This is a genomic window from Parasphingorhabdus sp. (assembly GCF_039982415.1).
Classification (GTDB): domain Bacteria; phylum Pseudomonadota; class Alphaproteobacteria; order Sphingomonadales; family Sphingomonadaceae; genus Parasphingorhabdus.
This window is the reverse complement of sequence record NZ_JBDWYL010000001.1, coordinates 435,186-462,104: the sequence shown is the minus strand read 5'-3', so window position 1 is coordinate 462,104 and position 26,919 is coordinate 435,186. Positions and strand designations below refer to the sequence as shown.

Annotated in this window: 27 protein-coding genes; 9 read left to right on the top strand and 18 right to left on the bottom strand. The window is 49.1% G+C overall.

Annotated features, from left to right (window positions below; genetic code table 11):
• Positions 1 to 2 precede the first annotated feature (2 nt).
• From ABJU74_RS02355 to ABJU74_RS02340, 4 genes are read right to left on the bottom strand one after another with little or no spacing between them, the layout of a single operon-like run.
• Entirely contained in the window at positions 3 to 728 is a 726-nt protein-coding gene (locus ABJU74_RS02355; protein ID WP_348382906.1) for an N-formylglutamate amidohydrolase, read from the bottom strand.
• Positions 725 to 1,579, bottom strand: a complete 855-nt coding sequence (locus ABJU74_RS02350; protein ID WP_348382905.1) for a 4-(cytidine 5'-diphospho)-2-C-methyl-D-erythritol kinase — start codon at positions 1,577 to 1,579, stop codon at positions 725 to 727. The genes ABJU74_RS02355 and ABJU74_RS02350 overlap by 4 nt, the downstream gene beginning before the upstream one ends.
• Positions 1,579 to 3,264, bottom strand: a complete 1,686-nt coding sequence (locus ABJU74_RS02345) for a tetratricopeptide repeat protein (RefSeq protein WP_348382904.1) — start codon at positions 3,262 to 3,264, stop codon at positions 1,579 to 1,581. The genes ABJU74_RS02350 and ABJU74_RS02345 overlap by 1 nt, the downstream gene beginning before the upstream one ends.
• Positions 3,236 to 4,891 carry an electron transfer flavoprotein-ubiquinone oxidoreductase gene (locus ABJU74_RS02340; protein WP_348382903.1) on the bottom strand — a complete coding sequence of 552 codons (1,656 nt, stop codon included), beginning with the start codon at positions 4,889 to 4,891 and terminating at the stop codon, positions 3,236 to 3,238. Before ABJU74_RS02340 ends, ABJU74_RS02345 begins: the two co-directional genes overlap by 29 nt.
• A gap of 128 nt (positions 4,892 to 5,019) precedes the next feature.
• Between ABJU74_RS02340 and ABJU74_RS02335 the strand changes: the two genes are divergently transcribed.
• Together ABJU74_RS02335 and ABJU74_RS02330 are read left to right on the top strand one after the other, a co-directional pair.
• Positions 5,020 to 5,817: a uracil-DNA glycosylase family protein gene (locus ABJU74_RS02335; RefSeq protein WP_348382902.1), complete on the top strand. Its 798-nt coding sequence runs from the start codon at positions 5,020 to 5,022 to the stop codon at positions 5,815 to 5,817.
• Positions 5,814 to 7,577, top strand: coding sequence for a lytic transglycosylase domain-containing protein (locus tag ABJU74_RS02330; protein WP_348382901.1), 1,764 nt, complete (start codon positions 5,814 to 5,816; stop codon positions 7,575 to 7,577). The genes ABJU74_RS02335 and ABJU74_RS02330 overlap by 4 nt, the downstream gene beginning before the upstream one ends.
• Positions 7,578 to 7,627: 50 nt before the next feature.
• Here ABJU74_RS02330 and ahcY read toward each other — a convergent pair whose 3' ends face one another.
• The gene (ahcY, locus tag ABJU74_RS02325; protein ID WP_348382900.1) at positions 7,628 to 9,046 is read right to left on the bottom strand and encodes an adenosylhomocysteinase; all 1,419 of its coding nucleotides are present in this window, start codon (positions 9,044 to 9,046) and stop codon (positions 7,628 to 7,630) included.
• A 159-nt stretch (positions 9,047 to 9,205) separates the two neighbouring features.
• Positions 9,206 to 9,802, bottom strand: coding sequence for a YqgE/AlgH family protein (locus ABJU74_RS02320; protein WP_348422548.1), 597 nt, complete (start codon positions 9,800 to 9,802; stop codon positions 9,206 to 9,208).
• A 114-nt stretch (positions 9,803 to 9,916) separates the two neighbouring features.
• Here ABJU74_RS02320 and ABJU74_RS02315 point away from each other — a divergent pair, with 114 nt between their 5' ends.
• The gene (locus tag ABJU74_RS02315; RefSeq protein ID WP_348382898.1) at positions 9,917 to 10,393 is read left to right on the top strand and encodes a peroxiredoxin; all 477 of its coding nucleotides are present in this window, start codon (positions 9,917 to 9,919) and stop codon (positions 10,391 to 10,393) included.
• A gap of 59 nt (positions 10,394 to 10,452) precedes the next feature.
• Here ABJU74_RS02315 and ABJU74_RS02310 read toward each other — a convergent pair whose 3' ends face one another.
• Genes ABJU74_RS02310 through ABJU74_RS02290 form a run of 5 tightly spaced genes read right to left on the bottom strand, consistent with a single transcriptional unit; the run spans position 10,453 to position 14,721 of the window.
• Positions 10,453 to 12,291 carry a M2 family metallopeptidase gene (locus ABJU74_RS02310; RefSeq protein WP_348382897.1) on the bottom strand — a complete coding sequence of 613 codons (1,839 nt, stop codon included), beginning with the start codon at positions 12,289 to 12,291 and terminating at the stop codon, positions 10,453 to 10,455.
• 53 nt (positions 12,292 to 12,344) lie between these two features.
• Positions 12,345 to 12,872 carry a hypothetical protein gene (locus ABJU74_RS02305; RefSeq protein ID WP_348382896.1) on the bottom strand — a complete coding sequence of 176 codons (528 nt, stop codon included), beginning with the start codon at positions 12,870 to 12,872 and terminating at the stop codon, positions 12,345 to 12,347.
• Positions 12,873 to 12,890: 18 nt separating this feature from the next.
• Positions 12,891 to 13,649 (bottom strand): alpha/beta fold hydrolase, encoded by a 759-nt coding sequence (locus tag ABJU74_RS02300; protein WP_348382895.1) that lies wholly within the window; start codon positions 13,647 to 13,649, stop codon positions 12,891 to 12,893.
• Positions 13,646 to 14,110 (bottom strand): GFA family protein, encoded by a 465-nt coding sequence (locus tag ABJU74_RS02295; protein ID WP_348382894.1) that lies wholly within the window; start codon positions 14,108 to 14,110, stop codon positions 13,646 to 13,648. Before ABJU74_RS02295 ends, ABJU74_RS02300 begins: the two co-directional genes overlap by 4 nt.
• Complete coding sequence (locus ABJU74_RS02290; protein WP_348382893.1) at positions 14,074 to 14,721, bottom strand: DsbA family protein; 648 nt, start codon at positions 14,719 to 14,721, stop codon at positions 14,074 to 14,076. The genes ABJU74_RS02295 and ABJU74_RS02290 overlap by 37 nt, the downstream gene beginning before the upstream one ends.
• A 176-nt stretch (positions 14,722 to 14,897) precedes the next feature.
• On the opposite strand from ABJU74_RS02290, the gene ABJU74_RS02285 reads away from it, so the two are divergent.
• Entirely contained in the window at positions 14,898 to 16,166 is a 1,269-nt protein-coding gene (locus ABJU74_RS02285) for a cytochrome P450 (RefSeq protein WP_348382892.1), read from the top strand.
• A gap of 68 nt (positions 16,167 to 16,234) precedes the next feature.
• Here the strand turns inward: ABJU74_RS02285 and ABJU74_RS02280 are convergent, their stop codons facing one another.
• The 7 genes from ABJU74_RS02280 to ffh form a co-directional block, all read right to left on the bottom strand.
• A complete protein-coding gene (locus ABJU74_RS02280) occupies positions 16,235 to 17,260 on the bottom strand; it encodes an aspartate-semialdehyde dehydrogenase (RefSeq protein ID WP_348382891.1) in 1,026 nt (341 codons plus the stop codon).
• Positions 17,261 to 17,344: 84 nt separating this feature from the next.
• On the bottom strand, positions 17,345 to 17,734 hold the full coding sequence (gene rplS / locus ABJU74_RS02275) for a 50S ribosomal protein L19 (protein ID WP_348382890.1): 390 nt from the start codon (positions 17,732 to 17,734) through the stop codon (positions 17,345 to 17,347).
• Positions 17,731 to 18,477, bottom strand: coding sequence for a tRNA (guanosine(37)-N1)-methyltransferase TrmD (gene trmD / locus ABJU74_RS02270; RefSeq protein WP_348382889.1), 747 nt, complete (start codon positions 18,475 to 18,477; stop codon positions 17,731 to 17,733). Before trmD ends, rplS begins: the two co-directional genes overlap by 4 nt.
• Complete coding sequence (locus ABJU74_RS02265; protein WP_348382888.1) at positions 18,474 to 18,764, bottom strand: hypothetical protein; 291 nt, start codon at positions 18,762 to 18,764, stop codon at positions 18,474 to 18,476. Before ABJU74_RS02265 ends, trmD begins: the two co-directional genes overlap by 4 nt.
• Positions 18,761 to 19,249: a ribosome maturation factor RimM gene (gene rimM, locus ABJU74_RS02260; RefSeq protein ID WP_348382887.1), complete on the bottom strand. Its 489-nt coding sequence runs from the start codon at positions 19,247 to 19,249 to the stop codon at positions 18,761 to 18,763. Before rimM ends, ABJU74_RS02265 begins: the two co-directional genes overlap by 4 nt.
• Positions 19,250 to 19,252: 3 nt before the next feature.
• A complete protein-coding gene (rpsP, locus tag ABJU74_RS02255; protein ID WP_348382886.1) occupies positions 19,253 to 19,780 on the bottom strand; it encodes a 30S ribosomal protein S16 in 528 nt (175 codons plus the stop codon).
• A gap of 43 nt (positions 19,781 to 19,823) precedes the next feature.
• Positions 19,824 to 21,287, bottom strand: coding sequence for a signal recognition particle protein (ffh, locus tag ABJU74_RS02250; protein WP_348382885.1), 1,464 nt, complete (start codon positions 21,285 to 21,287; stop codon positions 19,824 to 19,826).
• Between the two features lie 265 nt (positions 21,288 to 21,552).
• Between ffh and ABJU74_RS02245 the strand changes: the two genes are divergently transcribed.
• The 5 genes from ABJU74_RS02245 to ispZ all read left to right on the top strand — a co-directional run bounded on the left by ABJU74_RS02245 (position 21,553) and on the right by ispZ (position 26,914).
• On the top strand, positions 21,553 to 23,211 hold the full coding sequence (locus ABJU74_RS02245; protein ID WP_348382884.1) for an EAL domain-containing protein: 1,659 nt from the start codon (positions 21,553 to 21,555) through the stop codon (positions 23,209 to 23,211).
• Positions 23,212 to 23,300: 89 nt separating this feature from the next.
• A complete protein-coding gene (dapF, locus tag ABJU74_RS02240) occupies positions 23,301 to 24,119 on the top strand; it encodes a diaminopimelate epimerase (protein ID WP_348382883.1) in 819 nt (272 codons plus the stop codon).
• Entirely contained in the window at positions 24,116 to 25,381 is a 1,266-nt protein-coding gene (gene mtaB, locus ABJU74_RS02235; protein ID WP_348382882.1) for a tRNA (N(6)-L-threonylcarbamoyladenosine(37)-C(2))-methylthiotransferase MtaB, read from the top strand. The genes dapF and mtaB overlap by 4 nt, the downstream gene beginning before the upstream one ends.
• Positions 25,374 to 26,303, top strand: a complete 930-nt coding sequence (gene ftsY, locus ABJU74_RS02230) for a signal recognition particle-docking protein FtsY (RefSeq protein ID WP_348382881.1) — start codon at positions 25,374 to 25,376, stop codon at positions 26,301 to 26,303. The genes mtaB and ftsY overlap by 8 nt, the downstream gene beginning before the upstream one ends.
• A complete protein-coding gene (ispZ, locus tag ABJU74_RS02225) occupies positions 26,300 to 26,914 on the top strand; it encodes a septation protein IspZ (protein WP_348382880.1) in 615 nt (204 codons plus the stop codon). Before ftsY ends, ispZ begins: the two co-directional genes overlap by 4 nt.
• The last annotated feature ends 5 nt before the right edge of the window (positions 26,915 to 26,919 follow it).

Here is a 26,919-nt window from a genome sequence, read left to right as displayed (position 1 = left end):
GTTCACGCAAGCCCTGTTCGTATTTTATCGCATATTCGTAACATTATTTCCGCAAAACGCCGTTGACCGGTTTCATGTGCAATTAAATCCTGCCGAATTTCGATTTCCGTGTAGGCTTTGCCAATATCTTCGGCCTGTCTTTTCATTGTGGCATGCAAATCTTTTCCCGAATAAGGCAATTGATCGCCGACGACTAATTCTTCTTGTTCCAAAAACTGGATCGCCAAACGCGAAGCCGCTTCTTGTTCATTATATAACACGCCGACTTCCCATGGCCGCATATCCATCTGTCCGGAACGCAATTTGGGCGTAAAGCTATGCAGAAAGAGAGTGAGTACCGGATCAATGTCCCTTATTAATTTTGCGACACGGTCATGATAAGGATAAAAAAATCGCTCCAAACGGGCTTTTCGTGCTTGGGCATCAATTTGATTGCCGGTTATTTCAACGCCGTCGCTTCGCATGGGAATTACCCCATCTTCATCTGGATAACGGTTTAGATCAACTACAAGCCGCGAAATCTTCGCCGTAATCGCTAAATATCCAGGGGCTTCAGCCATGATCCGTGCGATATTTTCCGTGCCAATATCAAAAGCGATATGATCGTCCAAAAATTCCGGAGCAATGCCCAAATCGATATCAGCCGGAACATGGTTGGAAGCATGATCCACGACAATCAAGACACCGCGCTCTTGCGGGACACCTAGAATTTCAAAGGGTTGTGTCATTGCAGGCCTCCGATCATTGTCCACATATCGGGTAGACGATCTAATATCACATATTCCGCCAATTTTGCCTTTTGTTGATTGGGGTAAAGACCAAAACATGTCGCTCCAGATCCCGACATACGGCACATTAAAGGGTCCGTTTCCTCTAACACAGCTATGATATCCGCGATCACAGGCACCAAGGCAATAGCCGGTTGTTCGAGATCGTTTCGACCGTTAAAACCAAATTCCTTTACGATATCGCTCGTCAAGCCTCCCCGATCCACACCATCCCAACCGGCAAACACATCGGCCGTAAGAAGGGGCAGCAATGGGTTAACGAGCAAACCATAAACACCCTCTAAAGACCCGATTGAGACTGTTTGCAAATCATCGCCAATGCCTTCACCCAAGCATATGCGATTGCGTAGGCAAGCGGGCACATCCGCACCCAATTTTACCGATAACTCACCCAATTCTAACAAGGAATAGCCCGTGTTCCAAAAACGATTAAGCAGTCTTAATGTCGCCGCGGCATCGGCTGATCCCCCACCAATACCCGAAGCCACTGGCAAGTGTTTTTCCAATCGTAACGTTGCATCAGCCGATATGCCGGCATGATCTGCCAAAAGCTGTGCGGCTCTAGTCACCAGATTGTCGTCTGCACTCAAACCATCGCCAAACGGCCCGTGAATAGACAAAGCAAACCCCTCGCCCGCAGATACGCTTAGCTTGTCGCCGCAGTCCAAAAAGGCAAACAATGTCTCTAACGCGTGATAACCATTGGTCAGCCGATTACGGACGTGCAGAGCCAGGTTTATTTTCGCCGATGCTATTTCTTGGCTTGCATTATCTTCTAGACTTGCCGGCATTAAGGAGAGACGAGATCTGCTTGAAGGCCCAGATCGATTTTCTTGGTCAAGCGCCCCATATCTTCGGCATCGGCAAATAATTTGGCAGATTTCCAAGCATAACGGGCTTCATATTTGCGACCAACCGACCAATAGGCATCACCGAGATGTTCGTTTATTGTTGGGTCTTGCGGTTGCCCGACCCGCGCTCGTTCCAAATAACCAACTGCTTTTTCATGTTCCCCAGTCACATAATAAGCCCAACCCAAGGAATCGGTAATAGCCGGAGAAGATGAACGCAATTTATGCGCTTTGCGAATGGCCGAAATTGCTTCTTCGGTATTTTCACGCCGTTCCAATTGTGCGTAGCCAAGATAGTTTAAAATGCTGGCGGAATTGGGTCGTAAAGCATCGGCCTTTTTCAACGAAGAGAGGCCCGCGGGCCATTGCCCACCGCGTTCTTGCGCACTGCCTAAGGAAAGCCAGTAATTGGCTAGAAGGGCATCGGAAAAATCGCTTTTTTCGGCCAGCGCAATGGCCTTTTTATAAGCTTGCGCTGCGGCACTATAATCTCCACTAGCTTGCAATAACTGCCCCGATAAAGCGTGTAATTCTGGTGTATTCGGGCGTTTATCAATCACTTTACCAAGCCTGTCTTGAGCCTGTGAAAATTCCTTGTCTTCTACAAATCGCGCTACTTCCATGCTGTTTGCAAGCAACGCATAGGCACTGTCACTGGGGATTTTTTCAAATTCGGCGCGTGCGGCGCCGTTATTGCCCGCTTGAGCATAAGCCTCACCAAGAATTAGTTGACCATAGTCGCTATCTGGAAAAATACGATAGGCGGTTTGTGCACCGACGAGACCAAGGAAATAGGCTCTTTGTGCCCCAAGATCAGAAGCCAGACGCTGCAGCAAAAATCCAAGACCAACTTGTGGGGTGACCTTTTGGGCGAGTTTTTTACCATTGCCCGCTAGAATTTCGCGCAACATTTTCGCTTCCGGGCCGGTGCGCTTCTGTTCCAAAATTTGCGCGGCTTGCTTCATATTTTTCTGCGCAAGAAAATGCCGCGCAACAAGGATCCGGACCGGGGCCATACGCGCCTCGTTGCGGTCCACCATCGCATTGATCAATTGCATGATTTCGGCTTCGTGACCACGCGACAAAGCGTGTAAAATCAGTTGTTCTTCATGATAGTAGGCGCTGGTCTTATTCTTCTTCGCTTTTGCAAGATCGGATAAGGGACTTTGTTTGATTGCCGTACTCAACCACGCCTCTAGCAAAGGCGACATAAAGCTAAAATTATCCAAAGATTCTAATTGTATAGATGCCAATTGAGCCGACTTATAGTCTCGGCGTGCAAACCCGTCTGCGAATAAAAGCAAAGGCATTTCAACGTTCAGGGCATTCTGCAATTCCAGCGTCCGAACCGCCCTGAGCGCCAATGCAAAATCCCCGGCTTCAATCGCTTTTACATAAGCTTTGCCAGCGAGCAAAGCATTGTCAGGACTGGCCTTTAATGTCTCTGCATAAATAACCGCTGCCGCTTCTGGCTTTTTTGTCGATTCCGCTAGCCGAGCCTCGACATAGCGGTTGAGCATATCTGCACCACTGCCTCTTTTGGCATAGGCGGGGCTACCAAAAAGCGTTGCGGCTATGAGGCCAGCAAAAATGGTCTTACATGTTCGGGTAATTCGGACCTCCACCACCTTCGGGAACCACCCAGTTAATATTCTGACTGGGGTCTTTGATATCGCAGGTTTTGCAATGCACGCAATTTTGCGCGTTGATCTGAAATTTGGGGTTTCCTTCATCATCTTCGATAAATTCATAAACCCCTGCCGGGCAATATCGCTGGGATGGTCCAGCGAAAGTCGGGAGATTCACATCAACCGGCACTGTATCATCTTTCAATTGCAAATGGACCGGTTGATCTTCTTCATGATTGGTATTGGACAAAAATACCGAAGATAAGCGATCAAAACTGATCACCCCGTCCGGTTTTGGGTATTCAATTGGTTCGCAATGTTCCGCGCGTTTCAACCGGGTATGATCCGGATGATGTTTCATCGTGAACGGCATTTTGATTTTGAAATTTTCAGCCCACATATTGAAACCAGCTATGATTGAACCCAGGAAATCACCATATTTTTCGGCGGCTGGTAGGACATTGCGGACCACTCTAAGCTCTTCACGGACCCAGCTATTCTCATAAGCTGTGCCATAAGCAGCCAGTTCATCGCTTTGGCGATCTGCCGATACGGCCTCAAACGCCGCCTCCGCGGCCATCATACCGGTTTTCATTGCAGTATGCGTGCCCTTAATCCGCGGCACATTCACAAAACCGGCAGAACAGCCAATTAAGGCGCCACCAGGGAAGAATAGTTTGGGTACAGACTGGAAACCGCCATCATTAATGGCGCGCGCGCCATAAGATATCCGTTTGCCGCCTTCCAATATCTTACGAATTTCAGGATGCTGCTTCCAGCGCTGCATTTCTTCAAACGGAGAAAGATAAGGATTTTCATAGTTAAGCCACGTCACAAAACCCAATGCGACTTGATTGTCGGCCTGATGATAGAGAAAACCGCCTCCATTGGCGCCCTCACCCAACGGCCAGCCTTGGCTGTGGATCACCCGGCCCGGGACGTGATTTTCAGGATCAATATCCCATAATTCCTTGATACCAAGACCATAAATCTGAGGTTCGCTATCCGCCGCCAAATCAAATTTCTCTTTGAGAATCTTTGTTAAATGTCCCCTTACACCCTCTGCAAAAAAAGTATATTTTGCATGAAGTTCAAGACCGGGTTGATAATCGGGCTTGTGGCTGCCATCCCGCGCAACGCCCATATCACCCGTCGCGACGCCTTTTACCGAACCATCGTCATTATATAATATCTCAGCAGCGGCAAATCCGGGAAAAATATCCACACCCATATTTTCAGCGCGTTCGCCTAACCATCTGCACAAATTACCCAACGAACCGGTATAAGTGCCCTTATTATGCATGAAGGGCGGTGTCAGAATATGCGGAATAGAGAATTTCTTCTTCTTGGTCAGAACCCAATGCTGATTGTCGGTCACAGGAACCGCGGCCATCGGACATTCTTCATCGCGCCATTTAGGCAGCAATTCATCCAGTGCCTTAGGATCAACAACCGCGCCAGAAAGAATATGTGCGCCGATTTCGGATCCTTTTTCCAAAATACAAACAGAAAGATCCTTGCCCGCTTCATCGGCCAATTGCTTGAACCGGATGGCTGCACTTAGTCCTGCTGGTCCGCCACCAACAACGACCACATCATAAGGCATAGATTCTCGTTCAATCATCGTATTTTTCCTGTATCCCACACAATAATGTTTCCTTACAATCGCCCTACCGCAAACGGCAACCCATTGGACAGAAACATGCTTGCCCGCCAATTGACCAATTCGTCAACTCATGACTCTATGGATAGATGAATTTTTCTAACTCTGCACCACCTGAAAAAATATCTGCTGCTCAGATAGAAAGCCTCCAGCAATGGTGGAATCTTGCTGGAGTTGATTGGCACTATAACGCCGAGCCGACTTCTCTTTTGCGAAAGCCAGTCGACAGTTTTAAGGCTCCTTCCCCAGCAGTAGCAGACACTATTGCCCCTACGGAAAGCAAGCCAATTGATGCGGTTAAACCGCCATCAGAAACCTTTAATCCATCAGAATTTCCCGATGATCATAACCAATTTATCCGCTGGCTGTCCGTTTCGGAAAATTTGATTGAATCCCAATGGGCTAAAAATTTTATTGCACCCTGCGGCCCGCTCAAGCCAGAAATCATGATTATCGTTGGCATGCCTGAACAGGGCGATTTAGCGGACGGTAGTTGTTTTTCTCCGCAAAGCGCGGCGCTCTTCTCCAATATGATGAAAGCGATCGGATGCGATTCGGACAAAATCTATTCGGCTTCCATCGCCATCGGACGCACATATGATGGACGGATAGCCCCGCAATATCGCACTGATCTCAAAAACCGCTTATTGCATCACATTTCATTGGTACAACCAGAGCGAATTATCGCGTTTGGTGAGACCTCTTCGGATCTTCTTTTTGATGAGAACTTGCTTTCAGCGCGCAAAAATAAACAATTTGTTAACCATGTTTCATCCAAAACGGAGGCAATCGCGACCTTCCACCCGCGAATTTTGGTCGAAAGACCAGAGTTTAAAGGGGAAGCGTGGAAAGATTTGCAATTGCTGACAAGGATTTCGAGTAAATGAACAACCAGTTTTCTTCTCAATTGAAGCTTGCTGCTGCCACCGCAGTTGTTGCGATGGTATCTACCTCGGCAATTGCCAAAGAAAGCGGCGCAGTCCTTTTCAAAAGCTCTTCCATTGCCAAAGATGTCCCGTCGCAATTGAAACGCAAGCAATCGGAACATTATCGCGCAATCTTCAAAGCGATGGGCGGAAATGAATGGGATACTGCAAAAAATCTCATTGCTGATGCTCCTAGCGGCCCGCTCAAATCTATCGCACAAGCAGAATTTTTCTTGGCTGCCAATTCGCCGCGCGCTGAATTGGGCCCGCTATTGGTGCTAGTAAACGAAGCGCCGCATATTCCTCAGGCCGCACAACTCGGTCGGTTAGCGCAAAAAAGAGGCGCTCAGCTGCTGCCCGAATTGCCGCAACGAAAAAGCCTGTCTTACGTCCCGGGCCTACCGGTTCGTAAAAAGCCGAAAGCGATCAATTCAGACAATGGCGCCAATGCCATTCGCGGCCGCATCCTCGGATTTATAAAAAATGACAGTCCGCAATCTGCAGAAACCTTACTGCAAGAAACCGACAATATCTTATCTTCTGATGCGCGCACCGAATTAGAACAGCGTGTCGCTTGGTCCTATTATATTGAAAATGACGATGTTTCTGCACAGCGTGTAGCAAAAATAGCCCAGCAAGGCAGCGGTCCCTGGGTGGTGCATGCCGACTGGGTGGCCGGCCTATCTTCCTGGCGCCTCAATGACTGCCAAACAGCAACAAAGGCTTTTGAAAATGTAGGGCGGCGCGCTGGCGATGCCGGTTTCCGAGCCGCCGGTCTATATTGGAGCGCCCGCGCAGATGTTGTTTGCGGTCAACCTCAAAAAGCACAAGGCAAATTGCAAACTGCGGCGAAAAACAGCGACAGTTTTTATGGACTTCTTTCCGCGCAAACCCTTGGTATGGATATCACCAAGATGAAAGCAAAGGCGGAATTTGCGAAAGGCGACTGGAAAACGCTCAAGCGCCATGAAAATGTCAAAGCAGCTATTGCTCTGGTAGAAATCGGAGAAGAAACGCTAGCGGACGAAGTCTTGCGTCATCAGGCACGCATTGGAAATTCCAATGATCATGCCGCGCTATTGAAATTATCACGCGAACTCAATCTTCCACGCACCCAATTATGGCTTGCCCATCACGCACCGCGGGGTTTTAAACCTGATGCGCAGGCACGGTTCCCTGCGCCAAAATGGAAGCCCGATGGCGGTTGGCGTGTCGATCCCGCTTTGGTCTATGCACATACTCTACAAGAATCCGCGTTTCGCAGCAAAGCGGTGAGCCCCGCCAATGCGATTGGATTGATGCAAGTTCGTCCTGGCACAGCCGGTGATATCGCTCGTGCCAATGGCCAGTCTTTTCAAAAAGCGCAATTGTTCAAGCCATCAACCAATTTGGAATATGGTCAATCCTATCTCGAATATCTCAGCGACTCATCGATTACTGACGGCAAATTACCGAAGGTGGCAGCGGCCTATAATGCTGGTCCCGGATCGGTCCAACGCTGGAATAGTGAGATAAAAGATAATGGCGATCCCTTGCTCTACATGGAGAGCATCCCTTATGTCGAAACGCGGGGATATGTTTCGATCATTTTGCGGAACTATTGGATGTATGAGAAACAGGCCGGGATAAAATCCGCGAGCTTGCGTAGTCTGTCGCAAAATAAATGGCCCGTTTTTCCTAAAAAACCAGGCAAAAAGAAAATTCGCTTTACCGCCAATTAAATTTAGAACCGGATGGACTGTTTCTTACAGCCCATCCGGCATTAAATTGCTTAATAGCGATAGTGATCCGGTTTAAACGGACCTTCTGGCGCAACGCCGATATATTCAGCTTGCTCATCAGACAATTTGGTCAATTTCACGCCCAATTTGTTGAGGTGCAATTCCGCAACTTTCTCATCAAGATGCTTGGGCAGAACATAAACATCATTCTTATATTGTTCTGGGCGGAGCCACAGTTCAATCTGAGCCATGACCTGGTTGGTAAAGCTGGCTGACATCACAAAACTCGGGTGACCCGTTGCGCAGCCGAGGTTAACCAGGCGGCCTTGCGCGAGAATGATCAATTTCTTGCCATCAGGGAATTCAACTTCATCCACCTGCGGCTTGATTTCGGTCCATTTCATATTTTGCAGGCCAGCAATCTGAATTTCGCTGTCAAAGTGACCGATATTACAGACAATAGCACGATCTTTCATATCCCGCATATGATCGACCGTGATCACGTCTTTATTGCCGGTAGCGGTCACAAAAATATCAGCGCGTTGTGTCGCTTCTTCCATGGTTACGACTTCATAACCTTCCATAGAGGCTTGAAGCGCGCAAATTGGATCGACTTCGGTAACGATGACGCGTGCACCACCATTGCGCAAGGAATCGGCTGATCCCTTACCAACGTCGCCAAATCCAGCAACACAGGCGACTTTACCAGCCAACATTACGTCAGTTGCGCGCCGCACCGCGTCCACCAAGGATTCCTTACAACCGTATAGATTGTCGAATTTGGACTTGGTAACACTGTCATTCACATTGATCGCGGGGAAAGGCAGTTTGCCTTGCTTAGCAAGATCATAAAGGCGGTGAACACCGGTTGTGGTTTCTTCAGATACGCCTTTAATTGTTTCGACCGTCTTGGTTAGGTAACCGGGGCGCTCTGCCAAAAAGCGCGTCAAGGTTGCTACAAAAACTTCTTCTTCTTCATTTTCAGGAGTGAACAGCTCTTCTCCTGCTTCAACCCGAGCACCCCAAAGCGCAAACATGGTCGCGTCGCCACCATCATCGAGGATCAGGTTACAAGTTTCATCTTGGCCCCAGTCGAAAATCCGCTCAACATAGGCCCAATATTCTTCCAAAGTCTCGCCTTTAATGGCAAAAACTGGCGTGCCGCCGGCGGCAATGGCAGCCGCGGCATGATCTTGGGTAGAATAGATGTTGCAAGATGCCCAACGCACCGTGGCGCCCAAGGCCAATAATGTTTCGATCAACACAGCTGTTTGAATGGTCATATGTAAAGAACCCGTGATACGAGCCCCTTTCAATGGCTGCTCTGCACCAAATTCTTCGCGCAGGGCCATAAGACCTGGCATTTCGGTTTCGGCAATTTCAATTTCTTTGCGCCCAAAATCAGCAAGGGAAATATCCTTGATGATATAATCTTGGTTAGCGGTATCTGCTGCAGTCGCCACATTCATTCTCCTTGAAAGACAAATACCGCACGAGGGAACGGCATTTCTATGGGAGGCTCTCTAGCGTTTTCGGGCTTTAGAAGCAAATATAAAGATGTCTTTATATTTATAATATTATTAGACAATAATGGTCAATTATGTATCTTTATGACAAAGGCGAACGATTCAAGCGCTACCAAATTGGCCGGACAACTTGCTGGGATCTATGCCTTGCGAGTGCCAAGCCATTTCCCATTTGTCTTTTGCCTGAGTTTCGTAAAGCCAATCCGGTTCGCCTGGTGTCAGGGACCATCCATTTTGCGTTAATTCTTGCTCCAACTGCCCGGCTCCCCAACCGGAATAACCCAGTGCGGATATCCATTTTTCCGGTCCACGATTTTTGGCAATCGCACCCAAAATATCAAGAGAACTGCTCAGTCCCCAGCGATTGCCTACTTGCAATGTGTCCGATAGATTAAAATCCAGGCTGTGCAGAATGAAACCGCGATGGCCTTCTACCGGCCCGCCGACATATACATCGCGATCAGGCAAAGATTCCGTGCCGATATCAAACTGATCCAAAATACCGTGAAAGCTTATGTCCTGTGATATTTCACCGATATTTATGCCTAGAGCACCGTTTTCATCATGCGAACAAAGAGCGATGATCGAACGCGAAAAGCGGGGATCAGCCATACCGGGTGTGGATAGTAAAAATTGACCGGAAAAATATAATGGATGGTCCATGGCACCCTTATAAGCAACTAGAGCGATAATGCGCATGACAAATTCGATAAATGGAGCATTGTCATTACACTGCTTGCAATTTGTCCTTCCTGTCACCACTAAAGGAGAGAAGTTTCAAACCGTCTCATAATTTCACAAAGGAATGCGAACATGATCAACAAAGGCGATAAAATACCTGAGGTAAATTTGGTGAAAGCGACCGAAGCAGGACCCGAGCAAGTCAGCGCATCGGAATATTTTGCCGGTAAAAAAGTGGCCCTTTTCTCAGTACCTGGCGCCTATACGCCAACTTGTTCCGCAAAACATTTGCCTGGATATGTTGAAAAGGCGGCCGAATTGAAAGCAAAAGGCGTCGATGAAATTGCCTGCACGGCGGTCAATGACGCATTTGTTCTGGGTGCCTGGAACAAAGATTCCGGCTCAGAAGATGTTACCATGCTCGCCGATGGCAATGGCGATTTTGCCAAAGCGGTCGGGTTGGAAATGGACGGCTCTGGATTTGGCCTCGGCACCCGCGGCCAACGGTTTTCAATGATCATCAATGACGGCGTCGTTGAAGAGCTTAATGTTGAAGCGCCCGGTGACTTTAAGGTGAGCGCTGCAGATTATATGCTCGATCAACTTTAAACTTAAACCCTTTTATAAAAACTGGCGAGGGAAGCTTTGTCTCGCCGGTTTTTTATTGCCTACCAACCGCAGGCTTTGCCTTTGTTTTCTTCCTGGAGCCAGTTCATAAGCGGTTGAAAATAGCTGATCATTGCGGATCCATCCATTTCACGTGTGCCGGTAAATGCTTCGAGCGCGTCCGGCCACGGCTTAGACGCCCCCAGTTCCAACATTGCATTTAGACGCGTCCCTACTTCTTTGTTGCCATAGAAAGAACATCGGTGCAGCGACCCTTCCCAGCCAGCGGCATCGCAAGCCGCCTTATAAAATTGAAACTGCAAGATACGCGCAAGGAAATAGCGTGAATAGGGCGTGTTTCCAGGAATATGATATTTTGCACCCGGATCAAAAGCGTCAGCTGGCCGTTCGACGGGCGGCGTGATTCCCTGATATTGACGCTTCAGTTCATGCCAAGCCTGAGTATAATCCGCTGGTTTAATGTCTCCGGAAAAGACCTGCCAGCGCCATTTATCGACCAACAAACCAAAGGGCAAGAACGCTACTTTGTCCATCGCTTGGCGCAATAACAGACCAACATCCTTATCCGCGCTAGGCACTTTATCGGACTCCAGTAGCCCAACTTGCACCAGATATTCCGGCGTGATGGACAAGGCAATCATGTCTCCGATCGCTTCATGAAAACCATCATTGGCGCCATCAAGATGCAGATAGCTCTTCTGGTTATAGGCACGCTGATAATAGTTATGGCCAAGCTCATGATGAATGGTGACAAAATCATCGCCATTCACTTTGATGCACATTTTGATGCGGATATCATCGACATTATCGATATTCCAGGCACTAGCATGACAGACAACTTCTCGGTCCGCCGGTTTGGTGAATTGCGACCGATCCCAAAAACTCTGTGGCAAAGGTTCGAAACCAAGAGACGAGAAGAAACCCTCGCCTGCCTTCACCATTTTTAGCGCGTCATAGCCTTTGGCATTGAGGAGTTTTGTCGTATCAAAACCAATATCACCGGCCCCTTCCGGCGCCACAATATCATAGATATTACCCCATTCTTGCGCCCACATATTACCGAGTAAATCTGCCCGTATTGCTCCGGTTTTGGCCTGAACCTCGTCCCCATATTGTGCGTTAAGCTTGTCACGCGTATAGCAATGGAGCTCATCATAAAGTGGCTTCACTTGGCTCCACAATTTGTCGGTTAACTGTGCGAAATCATCAGCCGGCATATCATAGCCTGACCGCCACATCGCTCCGACATCTGAAAAACCAAGCTCCTTCGCACCGGCATTCGCGATTTCGACCATGCGAGCATAGTCGTCCTTCATCGGCGCGCCGACTTTGCTGTGCCAGCTGTCCCACATTTCAGACAGTTCATCCGGGTTGCGATTGGTACCCATTGCCGCTTCGATGTCGGAACCGTTTATCTCTTTTCCGTTCAGCGTGCCTTTTCCCTTCCCGTAAGAAGAGTTTAGCTTGGTTGCGATGGTATTTAACTCCGTCGCTGCCCCGTCCGTCGTTGGCGCGGGCAGCACAATACCTCCGCGCAATTTGTTGAGTTTACGTGTGGTTTCCGCATCTAGTCCGGCAACGTCCTTATATTTGGCAGCATCTATAGCCGCCTGCACGGACATAGTGGTTCCTTGAGCTCCAACTTTTGCCGCCAACGCATCTGTGTCGTCATTTATATAAGTCGAGTTAATCCAATAAATTCGGGCCGCATCAACCGAAAAATCAAACGCCTTTTTTTCCGTCTCCTCGACAAATTTCTTAGCATCGGTTGCCGTCGGCTTAGCAATATCCTGCCCACTTTCTCCTTCATGATGTTTAGCGTGGACGGGTGCACTCAGGGTGATCCCAGCGAGTGCGATGATCGAAGCGGCTGTTTTCATGGGCGATCCTCTATTTTGAATTTGGTTCAAACTGAAACTTTATCCGATACGGGTCAAGCGCGGCGTTCCCGGTGACGCCAGATTAAAGCTATAATGATCCCGCCTGTACCAATGATCCAAGTCGCTATTTTTGGCGGTTGCGCAAAGGCGGCAATCCCGGCCAGCATATCGCTCCCTTGTTGCTGCGAAAGTTGAATGAACTGGCTGATTGTTTCAATATAATCAAATAGACCGAAGGCAAAATAGATCAGGACCAAAAATAGGCCCAATTTTTTCAGCGAGGGCGACTCTGCTTCTTGCCATAATAGTCGCCCGCCAATAATGCCTCCGATCGCATACAGACCGATAAAGACCAAATCGCCAATCATCGACCATTTGGCATAATTTAATTGGCCCGCTGCGGCCCAACTTTGCTGAATGGCATCGACTCGCTGCCCGGTTGCGGCGCTTTGATGATCCAAAATGCCTTGAGGTGCTACATCGGTGATTAACGGACCGCTGGTCACCACGACCAGCAGGAAAATAGAGAAACCGCTTAGCCAGAAAATCCAAAAATTTCGCCACGTCATATATCCCGGCATTTTGCCTCTCCCTGTTTGTTAATCGTTCAAAAACTTTAGCATCTCTTGTCCCATCTCTGCTTTGGTCACGCTGCTCATATGGGTACCGGGAATGGAAACATGTTGCCCATTGATCAGCTGATTGGCCAAAGCAACCGGATCGCCATTATCTCGATCTTCTGATCCGCAAAGCACTAATGTCGGTGTCGAAATAACTCCAATATCGCTAGAAGACATGTCTGAAAATGTTTGCAGCAAAAGCGCTGCTGCGACGGGATCAATCTTCTGGCTTTTCATAAATTGTATTGCCATCCAATGTGGGTCACCACGTTTGGCTGTTTTGCGCAATTCAATAGCTTTCAAGAAAAAATCCTGCCGGCGATCCCATCCGGCGAGCCCTTCCATGCCCATCCCCGCCAATATCGCTTTTTTCGCTTGTATGTTTTGGGTGAGCAACTTTGCTGACGTGCGCGCGCCAAGGGAAAATCCGCCAAGATCATAATCCGTGAGATCCAAATGATCGATCAGCGCCAAAGCATCTTTGATCAATATGTCGTTGGGATAAGCATCGGCATCATGCGGCGCTTCACTTTGTCCGTGCGCGCGTAGATCTGGCATGATCACCCTAAAGCCGGCATCAGCCAGATATTTCGCATGACCAAATTTGATCCAATTGGTCTCGGCATTCGAAAACAATCCATGGAGCAAAATGACAGCGCGTCCCTGCCCTGTTTCGTGAATTCTCAGATTTACGCCATCAAAAGACGAAAAGTCCCAGCTCGCTACATCCACAGTCATTGTTCCAATTTCTTGCGCCAAGCAATCACATCATCCGGTTGCGTTTGATGCTGCACGGTTTTCGGATCAAGCATGATACCCGCTTGCTTCTGTGATACCCATAAATGTTCAACCGGAGCAATGTCGGCCCCTTGATCCAACGTCCCCACTTTCAGGGTAATAGCTGTCGGTGGATTGGTTCCGCTGTGCCATAATCTCGTACCACAATCACCGCAAAAAAAGTTGTATTTAGGGCGCCCACTAAAGGCTTTGCTTTCGTAGACTTTTGGACTGCCCGTCACGTCTAACATGTCGAAATACATCGGAATGGACATAGAAAAGGCGCTGGCACTTTGCTTTTTGCATTCACCACAATGACATGCATATGCAGGCGGCAATGCGACACCGACGGAATAGCGTATCGCACCACATTGGCAGCCGCCGGTCACCGTTCTTTCAGACCCTTTTGCTGCATCCGCCATATTGCTATTTCTACTCGGTCTTGACCAAAAAAGGGTTCCCCTTCAAACACCAAGGTCGGGACGCCCCAATGACCCGCCGCCTCAAGAGCGTCTTGATTTCCGGCGATTTCACCGTCTAATCCGGCGGGGTCAGCTTCGGCTTCTTTGCGCAATTCAGATAGGTCAAGGCCAGCGCGTTTCGCCGCTTGTTCCAAATGATCACCTTCATTCCAGCCAGCGACACCGCCCCAAATCAGTTGAGAAACTTGATCGGCAAATTCCAACCCCTTCCCTCGACGGGCTGCAGCCTGTCCCATGCGCGTTAACAAAAAGATATGCGGCTGATCGTCAGAAATTTTCCGGGTTGCAATATCCTGAACGATAGGATCGGGATTTGGCGGTGCCATTGGAATATCCATATATTGGGCAACACGAAAAATATCACGAAAAGTATAACCTATCCAATTGGGGTGACTTTTCTCAAAAAAATCTGGCTCACGGATCGCGAGAGGATAAACAAACCGTTGGTTTATTTTTAGATCAAATTCCTGTGTTAGTGCGACATAACGTCGCGTAGCGAGATAACTATAGGGCGAGCGGAAGGACCAGAAAACGTCAGCTTTTAATGTCATGGTGCTTCACTGCACCGAGATGGATGTTAAAGGCAAGTTCCAATGTCTTTTTTGAGCGCGATACAGCACGGCGCTAATTTGAATTCTTCGTTGATGTGTTAGTTGTCCGAATAGGCTTACACCATTAATTCTCGGAGCAATCAAAACGTTTTGATTGCTTGAAAAGGAAAATATTTGTGCCATCACAATCAACCATCAACATCTTCGAGCCCGCAGTTCTAATCGATCCGTATGATGCTTATCGGGAACTCAGGGGCGGTCCGGCCTTGCATTATGTTCCTGAAATGAATGTGCATGTAGCGACACGATACGAAGTTATTCGAGAGATAATCAGGGATACAAAAACATTCTCAAGTGAATATGCAGCTTTTTTTGATCGGTTACGGGCCGCGGGTATCGCATCAGCTTCTCCAGCGGTTCGCAGTGAACTTGAACATCTTGAAAAGCAGATTATTCCGCCCGTTCCGACGATGCTGACCCTGGATGAACCAGGACATACCCGTTATCGCTCCCTCGTCAGTGCGCTGTTTACGGCTAAGGAAACACGGAAATCCGAAGCAGCTGTTCGAGCGGTTGTTGATGAAACGATCGTCTCTCTTGGCAATAGGGATTCGGTCGAGTTTGTAGAGAGTTTTGCTGCACCTATTCCGTTAAAAGTCATCGGCCAACGACTTGGCATACCCGAAGATGATGTGCCGCTGTTCAATCGGGGCGCGACGGCGGCGGCCAGTGGACTGCGTCTGACACCTCTGACCGGCGATCAAATGATCGAACGTGCAAAGACAGCTGTTGATCTCCAAGGCCTTTTGGTTCGATTGATCGAAGAACGCCGGAGCACGCCAACCGAAGATATGATATCCATTCTCGCAAATTCAAAACTGGAAGATGAAAATCGCTATCTCGAACATGGAGAGACGCTTAGCATACTTGGCCAGTTTCTGGTTGCCGGGCATGAAACAACGACCAGTGCCTTTGGATGGGCTATGTTACTGCTTTGCAAAAACCCTGAAATCGAAGATCAGATAGCATCCAATCCCAAATTACTGGATACATTTGTGGAAGAAGCTTTGCGTTTGGAAGCGCCGGTTCAAGGACTCCCGAGACTTGTTACCAAAGATACACAAATAGAAGATTATGCGCTAAAGGCCGGAGATATTGTCTTCCTTCGCTATGGCTCGGCCAATCGTGATGAACGCAAATTCGATGATGCAGATAGCTGCGACCTGCATCGCAAAAAGGCCGGCGCCCATTTTGCATTTGGAGGCGGCGTCCATGCGTGCATCGGTGCACCGTTATCACGGCAAGAGTTAACCCTGGGTTGGTCTGCTCTATTGCAACATGGCAAAAACTTCCGCTTGTCGGAGGGTAGGCCAGAGCCCGAGGCTGAAATGAGCTTTATCTTACGAAATTTGCCTGCGCTACATATCGACTTTGAGTTGCGTTGATTGCGATCACTTAATTCCAATGTCCGTTTTTGGAAAAAGCTTGCATGCACTACAAACCGCCAGACGATTCAGCCCTTCTGCAAATGCTTACGCCCTAACAGTTCCGCAATCTGCACGGCATTGAGAGCCGCGCCCTTGCGCAAGTTATCGGAAACGCACCAGATAATCAGGCCATTGTCTACTGTCGGATCTTCCCGCACCCGGCTGATATAGGTGGCGCTGTCGCCGACACATTCCACTGGCGTCGTATAGCCTTCATCCTCGCGCTTATCGACCAGCATGATCCCAGGCGCTTCGCGGAGTATTTCCTGTGCCTTTTTCGCAGAAATCTCGTCTTCAAATTCAATATGAATCGCCTCGCTATGACCGACAAAAACCGGAACGCGTACACAAGTGGCAGTGAGCTTAATCTTGGGATCAAGTATTTTCTTGGTTTCAACGACCATCTTCCACTCTTCTTTCGTGGAACCATCGTCGAGGAACACGTCGATATGCGGGATCACATTAAATGCGATTTGTTTTGTAAAAACCTGGTTTTCCTTCGGATCACCGACAAAAATCGCGCGCGATTGTTCGAACAATTCATCCATGCCGCCTTTTCCTGCACCAGAGACAGATTGGTAGGTCGACACGACTACGCGCTTAATTTTCGCTGCGTCATGAAGCGGCTTAAGCGCAACCACCATTTGGGCGGTCGAACAATTGGGATTAGCGATAATATTGCGCGCCTTATAACCAGAAATGGCGTCAGGATTCACTTCCGGGACAATCAGCGGTACATCCGGATCCATCCTATATAGCGAGCTGTTGTCGATGACGACACAACCTGCAGCAGCGGCTTTAGGCGCATATTCTTTCGTTGGACCAGAACCGGCAGCAAAAAGTGCCATGTCCCATCCAGAAAAATCGAAATGCTCGATATTTTGAACCTTCAGCATTTTGCCGGTATCGCCAATTTCAATTTCTGTGCCTTGCGAGCGCGAAGATGCCACCGCGGCAAGTTCATCAATTGGAAACTCGCGCTCTGCAAGAATGGTCAGCATTTCACGCCCGACATTCCCGGTGGCACCAACAACTGCAACTTTGTAACCCATGAAACTTTTCCTATGCTGAATATGAAAACAGCCGGTTTTCCTGATGAGGAGAACCGGCTGCCTGAATTTGTTATGAAGCTTTTCTTATTTTGCTTCAGCGCCTTTGGCTGGCTGGTTCACGCGGCGTTCCGCAATACGTGCCCGTTTACCTGTACGGCCACGCAAATAATATAGCTTCGCGCGACGAACAACACCGCGGCGCACCACGGTAATAGATTCAATATTGGGGGAATAGAGCGGGAACACACGCTCAACGCCTTCACCGAAAGAAATTTTTCTTACAGTAAAGCTTGAGCCCATGCCGCGGCTGGTCCGTGCAATGCACACACCTTCAAAATTCTGCGTACGAACGCGTTCGCCTTCAACGACGCGAACACCAATGCGCAGCGTGTCGCCAGCGCGAAATTCCGGGATATCTTTAGAGGCTGCAAATGCTTCTACAGCTTCTTTTTCAAGTGTTTGGATCAGGTTCATGACCGATCTTCCTTTTTCTGTCCTCGCGCACCAGAGGGCGACTGATCCGGAGCATCCCTGTGATGCTCCCATAAATCGGGCCGCCTTAGCCGTGTATCTTCCTCTGCTCTTTGTTTCCGCCAAGCAGCTATTTTCGCATGATCCCCCGATCGCAAGACTTCAGGGATGACACGCCCTTCCCATTTCTGAGGCCGGGTAAACTGCGGATATTCCAAAAGTCCGGTTTCGAAACTTTCATCATCGCCGCTAGAAGAGGCGCCCATTACCCCGGGAAGCAGCCGAATGCAAGCGTCTAAAAGCACCAATGCGCCCATTTCTCCGCCAGAAAGGATATAATCACCTATTGAGACCTCTTCAATCGGCCGCGCATCGAAAATTCGTTCGTCAAATCCCTCGAAACGGCCGCAGAGGATAGTGACCCCTGGACCCTGAGCAATTTTCCGCACACGCGCCTGTTTTAGCGGTTTTCCGCGCGGGGTCATCGCGAGAATTGGCGCATTTGGCTGTTGTCTCAGCGAATGATCAACCGCTGAAGCCATGACGTCAGCCCGCAACACCATGCCCGCGCCGCCACCTGCTGGCGTATCATCGACGGACTTATGCTTGTCGGTAGCAAAGTCACGCATCTGGATGGGATCGCACGACCATTTGCCGTCCTCCAGCGCCCTGCCTGCTAAGGATGTACCTAGCGGCCCGGGAAATATTTCCGGATAAAGGGTCAAGATCTGGGCGGTGAATGTCATTTATCTTTGCTCGTTTTGCGAATCTCCATAATCGCAAAGGTCATGATAGAGATGACCAGTGCCATAGCGGCATATATCACGATGGTTTGTATCGGATTTTCATCATGTGCGCGGTTTTCAGAAAAGGCTGTCATGGCAATACCTGGAGTCAGGATCAGTTGTCCCGCTCCTATTGTGCTGACCATCCGAACAAATTGGTCGCGTTTTTGACTGAGCTTCCAGCCCGCAAGAGCCGGAAGAGCTGCGACCATCACAATTATCACGATAAAGAATATCGGCCCCGTCATGGTTCTACAAAATCCGACAGCACAATTGCCGGATCGTTGCGCATATCAATCGCACCGACGGGAACCATGAACTTTTTACCGCTGGCACGCTCTATTTCGATGACATCGCCAGCGCCAAATTCATAAATAGCGAATATTTTGCCGAGTTCCTCACCATTGTCAGAGACACAGCGCAGGCCAATAATGTCGATATGGTAGAATTCGTCTTCATCAAGCGCTGGCAATGACGAACGCGGAACGGTTAGTTCTGTCCCGCGCGCGTCCTCAGCTGCATTGCGATCTGCAATCTCAGTAAAACGAGCTATCGCGCCCATCTTATGGGATTTAACGGATTTCAGCGTCAAAGCGCCATCATTATAGGCCTTATGCTGCTTGAGACTGTCTAAAGTCTCGCAAAACAGCTTGAGCCGGACATCGCCCGTCACCCCATGCGCACCAATAATGACGGCAAGCGGGACGGACGCGTCCGGATCAAAGCTAGCCAAGGATTAGCCCTCGGACTTTTCTTCGGTAGCTTCTTCAGCCTTAGGTTCTTCTGCTGCAGTCTCTTCAGCTGGCGCTTCAGCAGCTGTTTCTTCTGCCGCTGGAGCCTCCTCTGCAGGTGTTTCTGCTGCAGCTTCTTCTGCTGGTGCTTCTTCCGCAGGAGCCGCTGCGGCTTCCTTCGCAGCTTCTTCTGCAGCAGCCGCTTTTTCCGCCTTTTCTTCCAAACGCTCAGTGGCTTTCTCGCCTGGCTTTGCTTTGTTCGGGTTGTTACGCGCTTCACGCTTCATCAAACCAGCAGCGTCAAGGAAACGCGCAACTCGATCGGAAGGCTGTGCACCAACGCTCAACCAATGTTTCGCGCGATCCAGATCTAAAATAACACGCTTTTCGTCATCTTTGGCGAGCAGCGGGTTGTAGCTTCCGATACGCTCGATAAACTTGCCATCCCGTGGAGCGCGGATATCCGCGATCACGATTTTATAATATGGACGTTTCTTGGAGCCTCCACGGGCCATTCTCATTGCTACTGACATAATAAACCTTTCTAAAACAATATAATAAACTTAATTTCTAAAACTATTTCTTCTTATTCAATAAATTCGCAAGATCAGGTGGTAATCCGCCTGGGGACATGTCTGGTAACCCCGGCATTCCGCCCATGCCGCCATTTTGTCCGCCCATACCCGCGCCAGCTGCACCGCCGCCACCGCCAAACATCGACATCAGGCCCTTCATACCGCCCATTTTCTTGATCTTTTTCATCGCCTTGGACATTTCCTGATGCATTTTCAGTAGCTTATTAACGTCCTGGACCGTGGTGCCCGAACCTTTGGCCACACGCACTTTGCGTTTGGCATTGAGCAAACCAGGGCGTACCCGCTCTTCCTTCGTCATCGAACCGATTATGGCATCCATGCGAACCAGCACCTTGTCGTCCATCGCACCACCCGCCATCGCGGCTTTGGCCTTCTTCATGCCCGGCATCATCGAAGCCAACGCACCCAAACCGCCCATTTTGGTCATCTGGCGCAGCTGTGAACGTAAGTCATTCAAGTCAAACTGACCCTTGGCCATTTTTTCGGCCAGCGCCTCGGATTCTTCCTTGTCAACGGTCGCAGCGGCTTTTTCCACCAAGCTGACGACATCGCCCATGCCCAATATCCGGCCAGCGACACGTTCGGGATGAAATTCTTCCAGCGCATCGATCTTCTCGCCGACGCCAACAAATTTAATCGGCTTTCCGGTGACCGCGCGCATGGAAAGCGCCGCACCACCGCGGGCATCGCCATCCATCCGAGTGAGGATCACACCGCTAAGATCAACTTGTTCTGAAAAGTTTGATGCGACATTGACCGCATCTTGACCGGTTAAAGCATCAACAACCAGCAAGGTTTCCTGGGGCTTGGAGACATCAGCGACCGCCTTCATCTCATCCATCAACTGTTGATCGACATGCAAGCGGCCCGCCGTATCAAGCATCAATACGTCAAAACCCTGCAATTTGGCAGCCTGAAGGGCACGTTTTGCGATCTCTACGGGTTGCTGACCTTCAACAATAGGTAAAGTGGCCGCATCAATCTGCTCTCCCAGAACAGCTAATTGCTCTTGGGCAGCAGGTCGATTGACATCGAGAGATGCCATCATCACCTTTTTATTTTCTTTGTCTTTCAGTCTTTTTGCGATTTTCGCAGTGGTCGTCGTCTTACCAGACCCTTGCAAACCGACCATCATGACAATGGCCGGCGGCGTGACAGCCAGATCCAGTCCGCTAACCTCGGCACCCAACATCTCTGCCAGACCGTCATTGACAATTTTAACAACTTGTTGACCGGGAGTGATGGATTTTAGAACTGATTGACCAACAGCCTGTTCGGTAACTTTTTCGACAAAATCACGCACAACCGGAAGCGCGACATCCGCTTCCAACAATGCGATACGCACTTCTCGCATTGCGCCACGAACATCTTCTTCTTTGAGCGCACCACGTCCGCGCAATTTGTCAAACACGCCACCAAGCCGGTCGCTTAACTTGTCAAACATGGCGTCTTCCTTTCTTGTCAAACTGCGGAAAACAGCGAAAACTGCTCAACGCAAAAAACGCCGGTGGGCGAAACCTCGCTGACCGACGTGTGAGTTTTATGCACTCGAAACTAATTTTGACGCTCCATTGAGCGCGTATTTGGAGCTCCATTAGTCGATCCCAACCGGCTCCGCAACCCCAGAAATCCGATATTATCCACAATCTTAACGAGAAATTGAGGATTGTTATTGCATTAGGCATGCTGAAATTTGTGGGAAAACCGTCATGGGGCATAAAATGTCGGAAAAGAATAGCGTCAAAACCAATAACAAGCATGCTGTCTCGGCGGGACGGGATGTCATTACGAGTATGATCGTAATTTTTGCTATTCTGATGTTTGTCGGAACTGGTGGAACAGTAATCAACGAAGCCATAGACTCTCTTTCGGGATATGGCGGGGGCAGCGACAAAATGCTTGTTTCTGCATTCTTGTTGAACATTGCTTTGATCTTGTTCGGTTGGCGTCGGTACCGCGATCTTGCTGCGGAAGTCAACGAACGCGCTGCCGCTGAAGAACGCGCGCATTCTTTGGCCGTTACGGATCCCCTAACCGGTTTTCTCAATCGCCGCACATTGACGGAGAAAACAGCCGAAATGATCGCATACGCGCAACGCAAAAATAAAAGCACTGCCTTTTTGATGCTGGATCTTGATAATTTCAAAACTGTGAATGATGTCCATGGCCATAGTGCTGGCGACATTGTGCTGAAGGAAGTGGCTGCAAGAATTTGCGATGTAATTCCGCCGAACAATTTGTTGGCGCGTTTAGGCGGAGACGAATTTGCCTGCGCATTTGTTTTCGATCCGGATCAACCAGAAATGGTGGATCGTATTGCCGATGACCTGATTGACAGCATAGCAATGCCAATTGTTGAAAATGGAAACCATTTGGTTGTGACAACTTCGATCGGCATGTCTCGTTTCGATTTTGAATCAGAAGGCGTCGATGTTTTGATGCGCCGCGCCGATATCGCAATGTACAGCGCCAAGAAACAAGGCCGCAATCGCTTTTGCTGGTTTGACGTTTCCATGGAGCAAGAGCTGCAAACCCGAAACACCATCGAGTCCGGTATGCGCAAGGGCATTCCGGCGGGCGAATTTGTACCATTTTATGAGCAACAAATTGATCTTGCGACTGGTAAACTTACCGGTTTTGAAATGCTAGCCCGTTGGGATTCCCCCACTCAAGGCCTGGTGTCACCGGAAGTGTTTATTCCGATTGCGGAAGATACCGGCATGATAGGCGATTTATCGCTCAGCGTTATGCGTCAGACATTTGAGGATGCCAAAACCTGGGATCCTAGCCTTTCGGTTTCGGTGAATATTTCACCCGTTCAATTGCTCGACCCTTGGCTTGCACAGAAGATTGTCAAACTGTTGGTGGAAACCGGATTTCCACCAAACCGGTTGGAAATCGAGATTACGGAAAGTTCTTTGTTCGAGAATTTAAGCCTCGCTCAATCTATCGTTGGCAGTTTGAAAAACCAAGGCATCCGCATTGCATTGGATGATTTCGGCACCGGCTATAGTTCGCTAGCTCACTTGCGCGCATTGCCATTTGATCGCATTAAAATTGATCGGAGTTTCGTGACGTCCATTTTGGACAATCCGGAAAGTGCCGCCATTGTAAAAGCCATTACCAGTCTGGGTGAAAGCTTGGGCATGCCTATTACGGCTGAAGGCATTGAAGACAAAGCAATTGAAGACGAGTTGCGCAACATTGGCTGTGCTAAAGGCCAAGGCTGGCATTATGGCCGTCCGCTCTCAACGGAACAGACGCGCCGGGTTTTGTCGGATCGCAATTTACTCCCTACTCAAGCTGCAGAAGAGCAAGTTGAAAAAGACGACCCAGAGATTGTCGAGCCTCAACGCAAAATGGGTTAAGCAACTCGCGCTACATAGAATATTACCGGTTCTGCACTTTCCCATGTGAAACACTGGACTTGCAAAGCCGGCATCCCTAAATCGCCTTCATGACAAAAGGGCAATTTCACAAAATGCATGGGTTAGGCAATGATTTTGTCATTGTAGATGCGCGTGCTTACGACATTGCCCAAACGCTCAAAATGCCGCCAGAAAAAGCGGCGGCTATAGCCAATCGACATAGCGGTATCGGATGCGATCAGTTGATAATATTGACCCGGTCTGATCGCGCTGATGCGCGCATGCAGATTTTCAATGCGGATGGTGGGGAAGTTGAAGCCTGCGGCAATGCTACTCGCTGTGTGGTCAAATTGCTCGGTGATGGCACTATTATAGAGACGGACGGCGGAATTTTATCGGGCAATGTGACCGATAACGGCGCTGTTGTGGATATGGGGAAGCCGCGCTTTGATTGGCAGAGCATCCCCCTCGCCTATGCCATGGACAGCAATCATATGCCGGTTGGCTGGGAAGATTTAACCGACCCAGCTGCCGTCAATATTGGCAATCCACATGTCATATTCTTTGTGTCGGATAACAACAAAATTCCCTTGAACCGGTTGGGCCCGATAATCGAAACAGATCCGCTTTTTCCCGATCGCGTCAATGTCAATATTGCCCATATTACGGGCAATGATATTCATTTGAGAGTTTGGGAACGCGGTGTTGGGTTGACTCGCGCCTGCGGAACGGGCGCTTGTGCAACGGCGGTTGCGGCAATCAAGCGCGGTTTGGTGCAAAGTCCTGTCCAAGTTCATTTGCCGGGCGGCATTTTGATCATTTCCTGGCAAGACGATCAAACCATTCAAATGCAGGGACCGACAACTTACGTATATTCCGGAGAGACGGACTGGGACAATTTCGGATGAGTGGTCCCGATATCATCAGCATGGGTTGCCGTTTAAATATCGCGGAAAGCGAGACCCTTAGACAGATTATCACGCGATCGGATATAGATTCCGACAAGCTCGTTGTAGTAAACAGCTGTGCCGTCACAAATGAAGCGGTTCGCCAATCCCGTCAAGCTGTGCGCCGCGCCAAGAAAGACAATCCTGATAAGAATATCGTCGTGACGGGCTGCGCTGCTCAAGTGGATCCCGACATGTTTTCTCAAATGCCCGAAACAGACGCTGTTGTTGGAAATATAGACAAATATGATCCCGCCAATTTTAAATTTGGCATAGAAACCAACCGCCCGGACATTCGCGTTTCGGATATCATGCAAATCAAGGAAACCGCGCCTCATATGATCAGTGCATTTGCTGAACGATCGCGCGCCTTTGTAGAAGTGCAAAATGGTTGTGACCATCGCTGTACATTCTGCATCATTCCTTATGGCCGCGGCAATAGCAGGTCAGTGCCCGCGGGCCAAGTTGTGGACCAAATTAAAGCACTGGTCGATCAAGGATTTAATGAAGTTGTGCTAACGGGTGTCGATGTAACGAGCTACGGCCCCGATCTCCCCGGGCAATCCAATCTCGGGCATTTGGTCGAACGGGTTCTCAAATATGTGCCTGAATTAAATCGGCTCCGTCTTTCTTCGGTTGATGGCGTGGAAATTGATGAGCGGCTTTTCGATGTTATAACCGGTGAAAAGCGCATGATGCCGCACGTCCATCTGTCGCTTCAATCTGGAGACAATATGATATTGAAACGGATGAAACGCAGACACAATCGGGAACAGGCAATTGATCTGGTTGCCCGACTACAGGAAAAAAGACCGGATATTGCCATTGGCGCGGATATTATTGCCGGATTTCCAACAGAAACTGATGAAATGTTCGTCAATAGTCTGGATATAATTGATCAATGCAAGATCATCCATGGCCATATTTTCCCTTATTCGCCCCGCAAAGGAACGCCAGCGGAAAAAATGCCTCAAGTGCATGGAACCATCATCAAACAACGCGCTCAACAATTGCGTCAAAAGCTCAGTGAAAACGCACAAATCTGGCGAGACAATTTGGTGGGCACCCAGCAAAATGTATTGTGCGAACGCAATGGCAAAGGCGGTTATGCAGAAAATTTTGCCCATATTAGTTTCGAAGACACAATGCCTGAAGGGCAGATTATTCCGGTGGAAATTGTCGCTTCCCATGGCCGCAATCTGATCGGAAAACCATATGAATGACAAACCGGGCTGGAAAGATCGCCTATTCGGCGGTTTCAGCAAGACATCTGGCAAGCTGACAGAAAATCTGACAGGCCTTGTCACCAAAGCCAAACTTGATGAAGCGACATTGGATGACATTGAGGATGCGCTGATCATTTCCGATCTTGGACCGGCAACCGCAGCCGCTATCCGGGAAAAATTATCCAACGAACGCTTTGAAAAAGGCTTGAGCGAACATGCCGTCCGCGAAATTATTCAATCTGAAATTGCTGACATTCTAGCACCTGTCGCAAAACCGATTGAGATTGAAGCCTTTCCGCGCCCGCAAGTTATCCTCGTTATTGGTGTGAACGGATCTGGGAAAACTACAACTATCGCAAAGCTAGCCCATCTGTTTCTCGAGCAAGATTACGGAGTCATGCTTGCCGCGGGCGATACTTTCCGAGCGGCGGCGATCGGACAATTAAAAGTCTGGGCAGAACGTCTCGGCGTCCCGATTATCAGCGGCAAAGAAGGCGGTGATAGCGCCAGCATCGTTTATGAGGGCGTAAAACAGGCCACGGCAACCGGGATTGACGTGTTAATCGTTGATACAGCCGGTCGGCTTCAAAATCGTACTGAATTAATGGATGAATTGGACAAAATCAGGCGCGTATTGGGTCGACTCAATCCCGCGGCCCCTCATGATGTTGTGCTCGTCCTGGACGCCACTACCGGCCAAAATGCCTTGTCGCAAATCGAAGTCTTTAAGGAAGTGGCAAAGGTTACGGGCTTAATCATGACCAAATTGGATGGCACAGCGCGCGGCGGCGTATTGGTCGCCGCAGCCAAGCAATTCGAAATGCCTATCCATGCCATCGGCGTGGGAGAAACTATGGAAGATTTAAGGCCTTTTGATGCCAATGATCTTGCAAGAGCAATAGCAGGGATCGAAGAATGAGCGACAAGAATAATGATGTAGCTGAACCAAAGGAGAATAAGGGTCTCGGCTTCGCCCTTGATTTTGGTCCGCTGCTGGTCTTTTTCCTCGCCTATAAATTTATCGGTATCATTGCAGGAACCGCCGCCTTCATGGCTGCCATTGTCATTGCCGTCGTCATTTCAAAATGGAAAATGGGAAAAATCTCTCCGATGTTGTGGCTCTCCGCCGTTCTGGTCGTAGGCTTTGGCGCGCTAACCATATATTTCAATGATCCACGGTTCATCCAGATCAAACCAACGATTATTTACCTTGGGTTTGCGGTCATTCTGGGTGTGGGGTTGCTGCGCGGCAAGGCCATGTTAAAATATCTGTTACAGGCCGCCTATGAAGGATTATCCGACGAAGGTTGGCTGAAATTGTCCCGCAACTGGGCGATCTTTTTTGTCGCCATGGCCGTTTTGAATGAGGTCATGCGTCTTTCTCTCAGCTTTGATTTATGGCTTACTCTAAAGGTTTGGGGCGTGACGATATTATCCTTTATCTTCGCTATTGCCAATGTGCCCATGCTGATGCGCTATGGCCTCGATTTGGGACAGGATGATGACGCGGAAGAGGCGGCTTCCAAATAAAAACC

What these genes read in the sequence shown, in the direction of transcription:
- ABJU74_RS02355 (WP_348382906.1), bottom strand. Translation starts at nt 728, where the DNA reads ATGACACAACCCTTTGAAATTCTAGGTGTCCCGCAAGAGCGCGGTGTC.
- ABJU74_RS02350 (WP_348382905.1), bottom strand. Translation starts at nt 1,579, where the DNA reads ATGCCGGCAAGTCTAGAAGATAATGCAAGCCAAGAAATAGCATCGGCG.
- ABJU74_RS02340 (WP_348382903.1), bottom strand. Translation starts at nt 4,891, where the DNA reads ATGATTGAACGAGAATCTATGCCTTATGATGTGGTCGTTGTTGGTGGC.
- ABJU74_RS02335 (WP_348382902.1), top strand. Translation starts at nt 5,020, where the DNA reads ATGAATTTTTCTAACTCTGCACCACCTGAAAAAATATCTGCTGCTCAG.
- ABJU74_RS02330 (WP_348382901.1), top strand. Translation starts at nt 5,814, where the DNA reads ATGAACAACCAGTTTTCTTCTCAATTGAAGCTTGCTGCTGCCACCGCA.
- ahcY (WP_348382900.1), bottom strand. Translation starts at nt 9,046, where the DNA reads ATGAATGTGGCGACTGCAGCAGATACCGCTAACCAAGATTATATCATC.
- ABJU74_RS02320 (WP_348422548.1), bottom strand. Translation starts at nt 9,802, where the DNA reads ATGCGCATTATCGCTCTAGTTGCTTATAAGGGTGCCATGGACCATCCA.
- ABJU74_RS02315 (WP_348382898.1), top strand. Translation starts at nt 9,917, where the DNA reads ATGATCAACAAAGGCGATAAAATACCTGAGGTAAATTTGGTGAAAGCG.
- ABJU74_RS02310 (WP_348382897.1), bottom strand. Translation starts at nt 12,291, where the DNA reads ATGAAAACAGCCGCTTCGATCATCGCACTCGCTGGGATCACCCTGAGT.
- ABJU74_RS02305 (WP_348382896.1), bottom strand. Translation starts at nt 12,872, where the DNA reads ATGCCGGGATATATGACGTGGCGAAATTTTTGGATTTTCTGGCTAAGC.
- ABJU74_RS02300 (WP_348382895.1), bottom strand. Translation starts at nt 13,649, where the DNA reads ATGACTGTGGATGTAGCGAGCTGGGACTTTTCGTCTTTTGATGGCGTA.
- ABJU74_RS02295 (WP_348382894.1), bottom strand. Translation starts at nt 14,110, where the DNA reads ATGGCGGATGCAGCAAAAGGGTCTGAAAGAACGGTGACCGGCGGCTGC.
- ABJU74_RS02290 (WP_348382893.1), bottom strand. Translation starts at nt 14,721, where the DNA reads ATGACATTAAAAGCTGACGTTTTCTGGTCCTTCCGCTCGCCCTATAGT.
- ABJU74_RS02280 (WP_348382891.1), bottom strand. Translation starts at nt 17,260, where the DNA reads ATGGGTTACAAAGTTGCAGTTGTTGGTGCCACCGGGAATGTCGGGCGT.
- rplS (WP_348382890.1), bottom strand. Translation starts at nt 17,734, where the DNA reads ATGAACCTGATCCAAACACTTGAAAAAGAAGCTGTAGAAGCATTTGCA.
- trmD (WP_348382889.1), bottom strand. Translation starts at nt 18,477, where the DNA reads ATGACATTCACCGCCCAGATCTTGACCCTTTATCCGGAAATATTTCCC.
- ABJU74_RS02265 (WP_348382888.1), bottom strand. Translation starts at nt 18,764, where the DNA reads ATGACGGGGCCGATATTCTTTATCGTGATAATTGTGATGGTCGCAGCT.
- rpsP (WP_348382886.1), bottom strand. Translation starts at nt 19,780, where the DNA reads ATGTCAGTAGCAATGAGAATGGCCCGTGGAGGCTCCAAGAAACGTCCA.
- ffh (WP_348382885.1), bottom strand. Translation starts at nt 21,287, where the DNA reads ATGTTTGACAAGTTAAGCGACCGGCTTGGTGGCGTGTTTGACAAATTG.
- ABJU74_RS02245 (WP_348382884.1), top strand. Translation starts at nt 21,553, where the DNA reads ATGGGGCATAAAATGTCGGAAAAGAATAGCGTCAAAACCAATAACAAG.
- dapF (WP_348382883.1), top strand. Translation starts at nt 23,301, where the DNA reads ATGACAAAAGGGCAATTTCACAAAATGCATGGGTTAGGCAATGATTTT.
- mtaB (WP_348382882.1), top strand. Translation starts at nt 24,116, where the DNA reads ATGAGTGGTCCCGATATCATCAGCATGGGTTGCCGTTTAAATATCGCG.
- ftsY (WP_348382881.1), top strand. Translation starts at nt 25,374, where the DNA reads ATGAATGACAAACCGGGCTGGAAAGATCGCCTATTCGGCGGTTTCAGC.
- ispZ (WP_348382880.1), top strand. Translation starts at nt 26,300, where the DNA reads ATGAGCGACAAGAATAATGATGTAGCTGAACCAAAGGAGAATAAGGGT.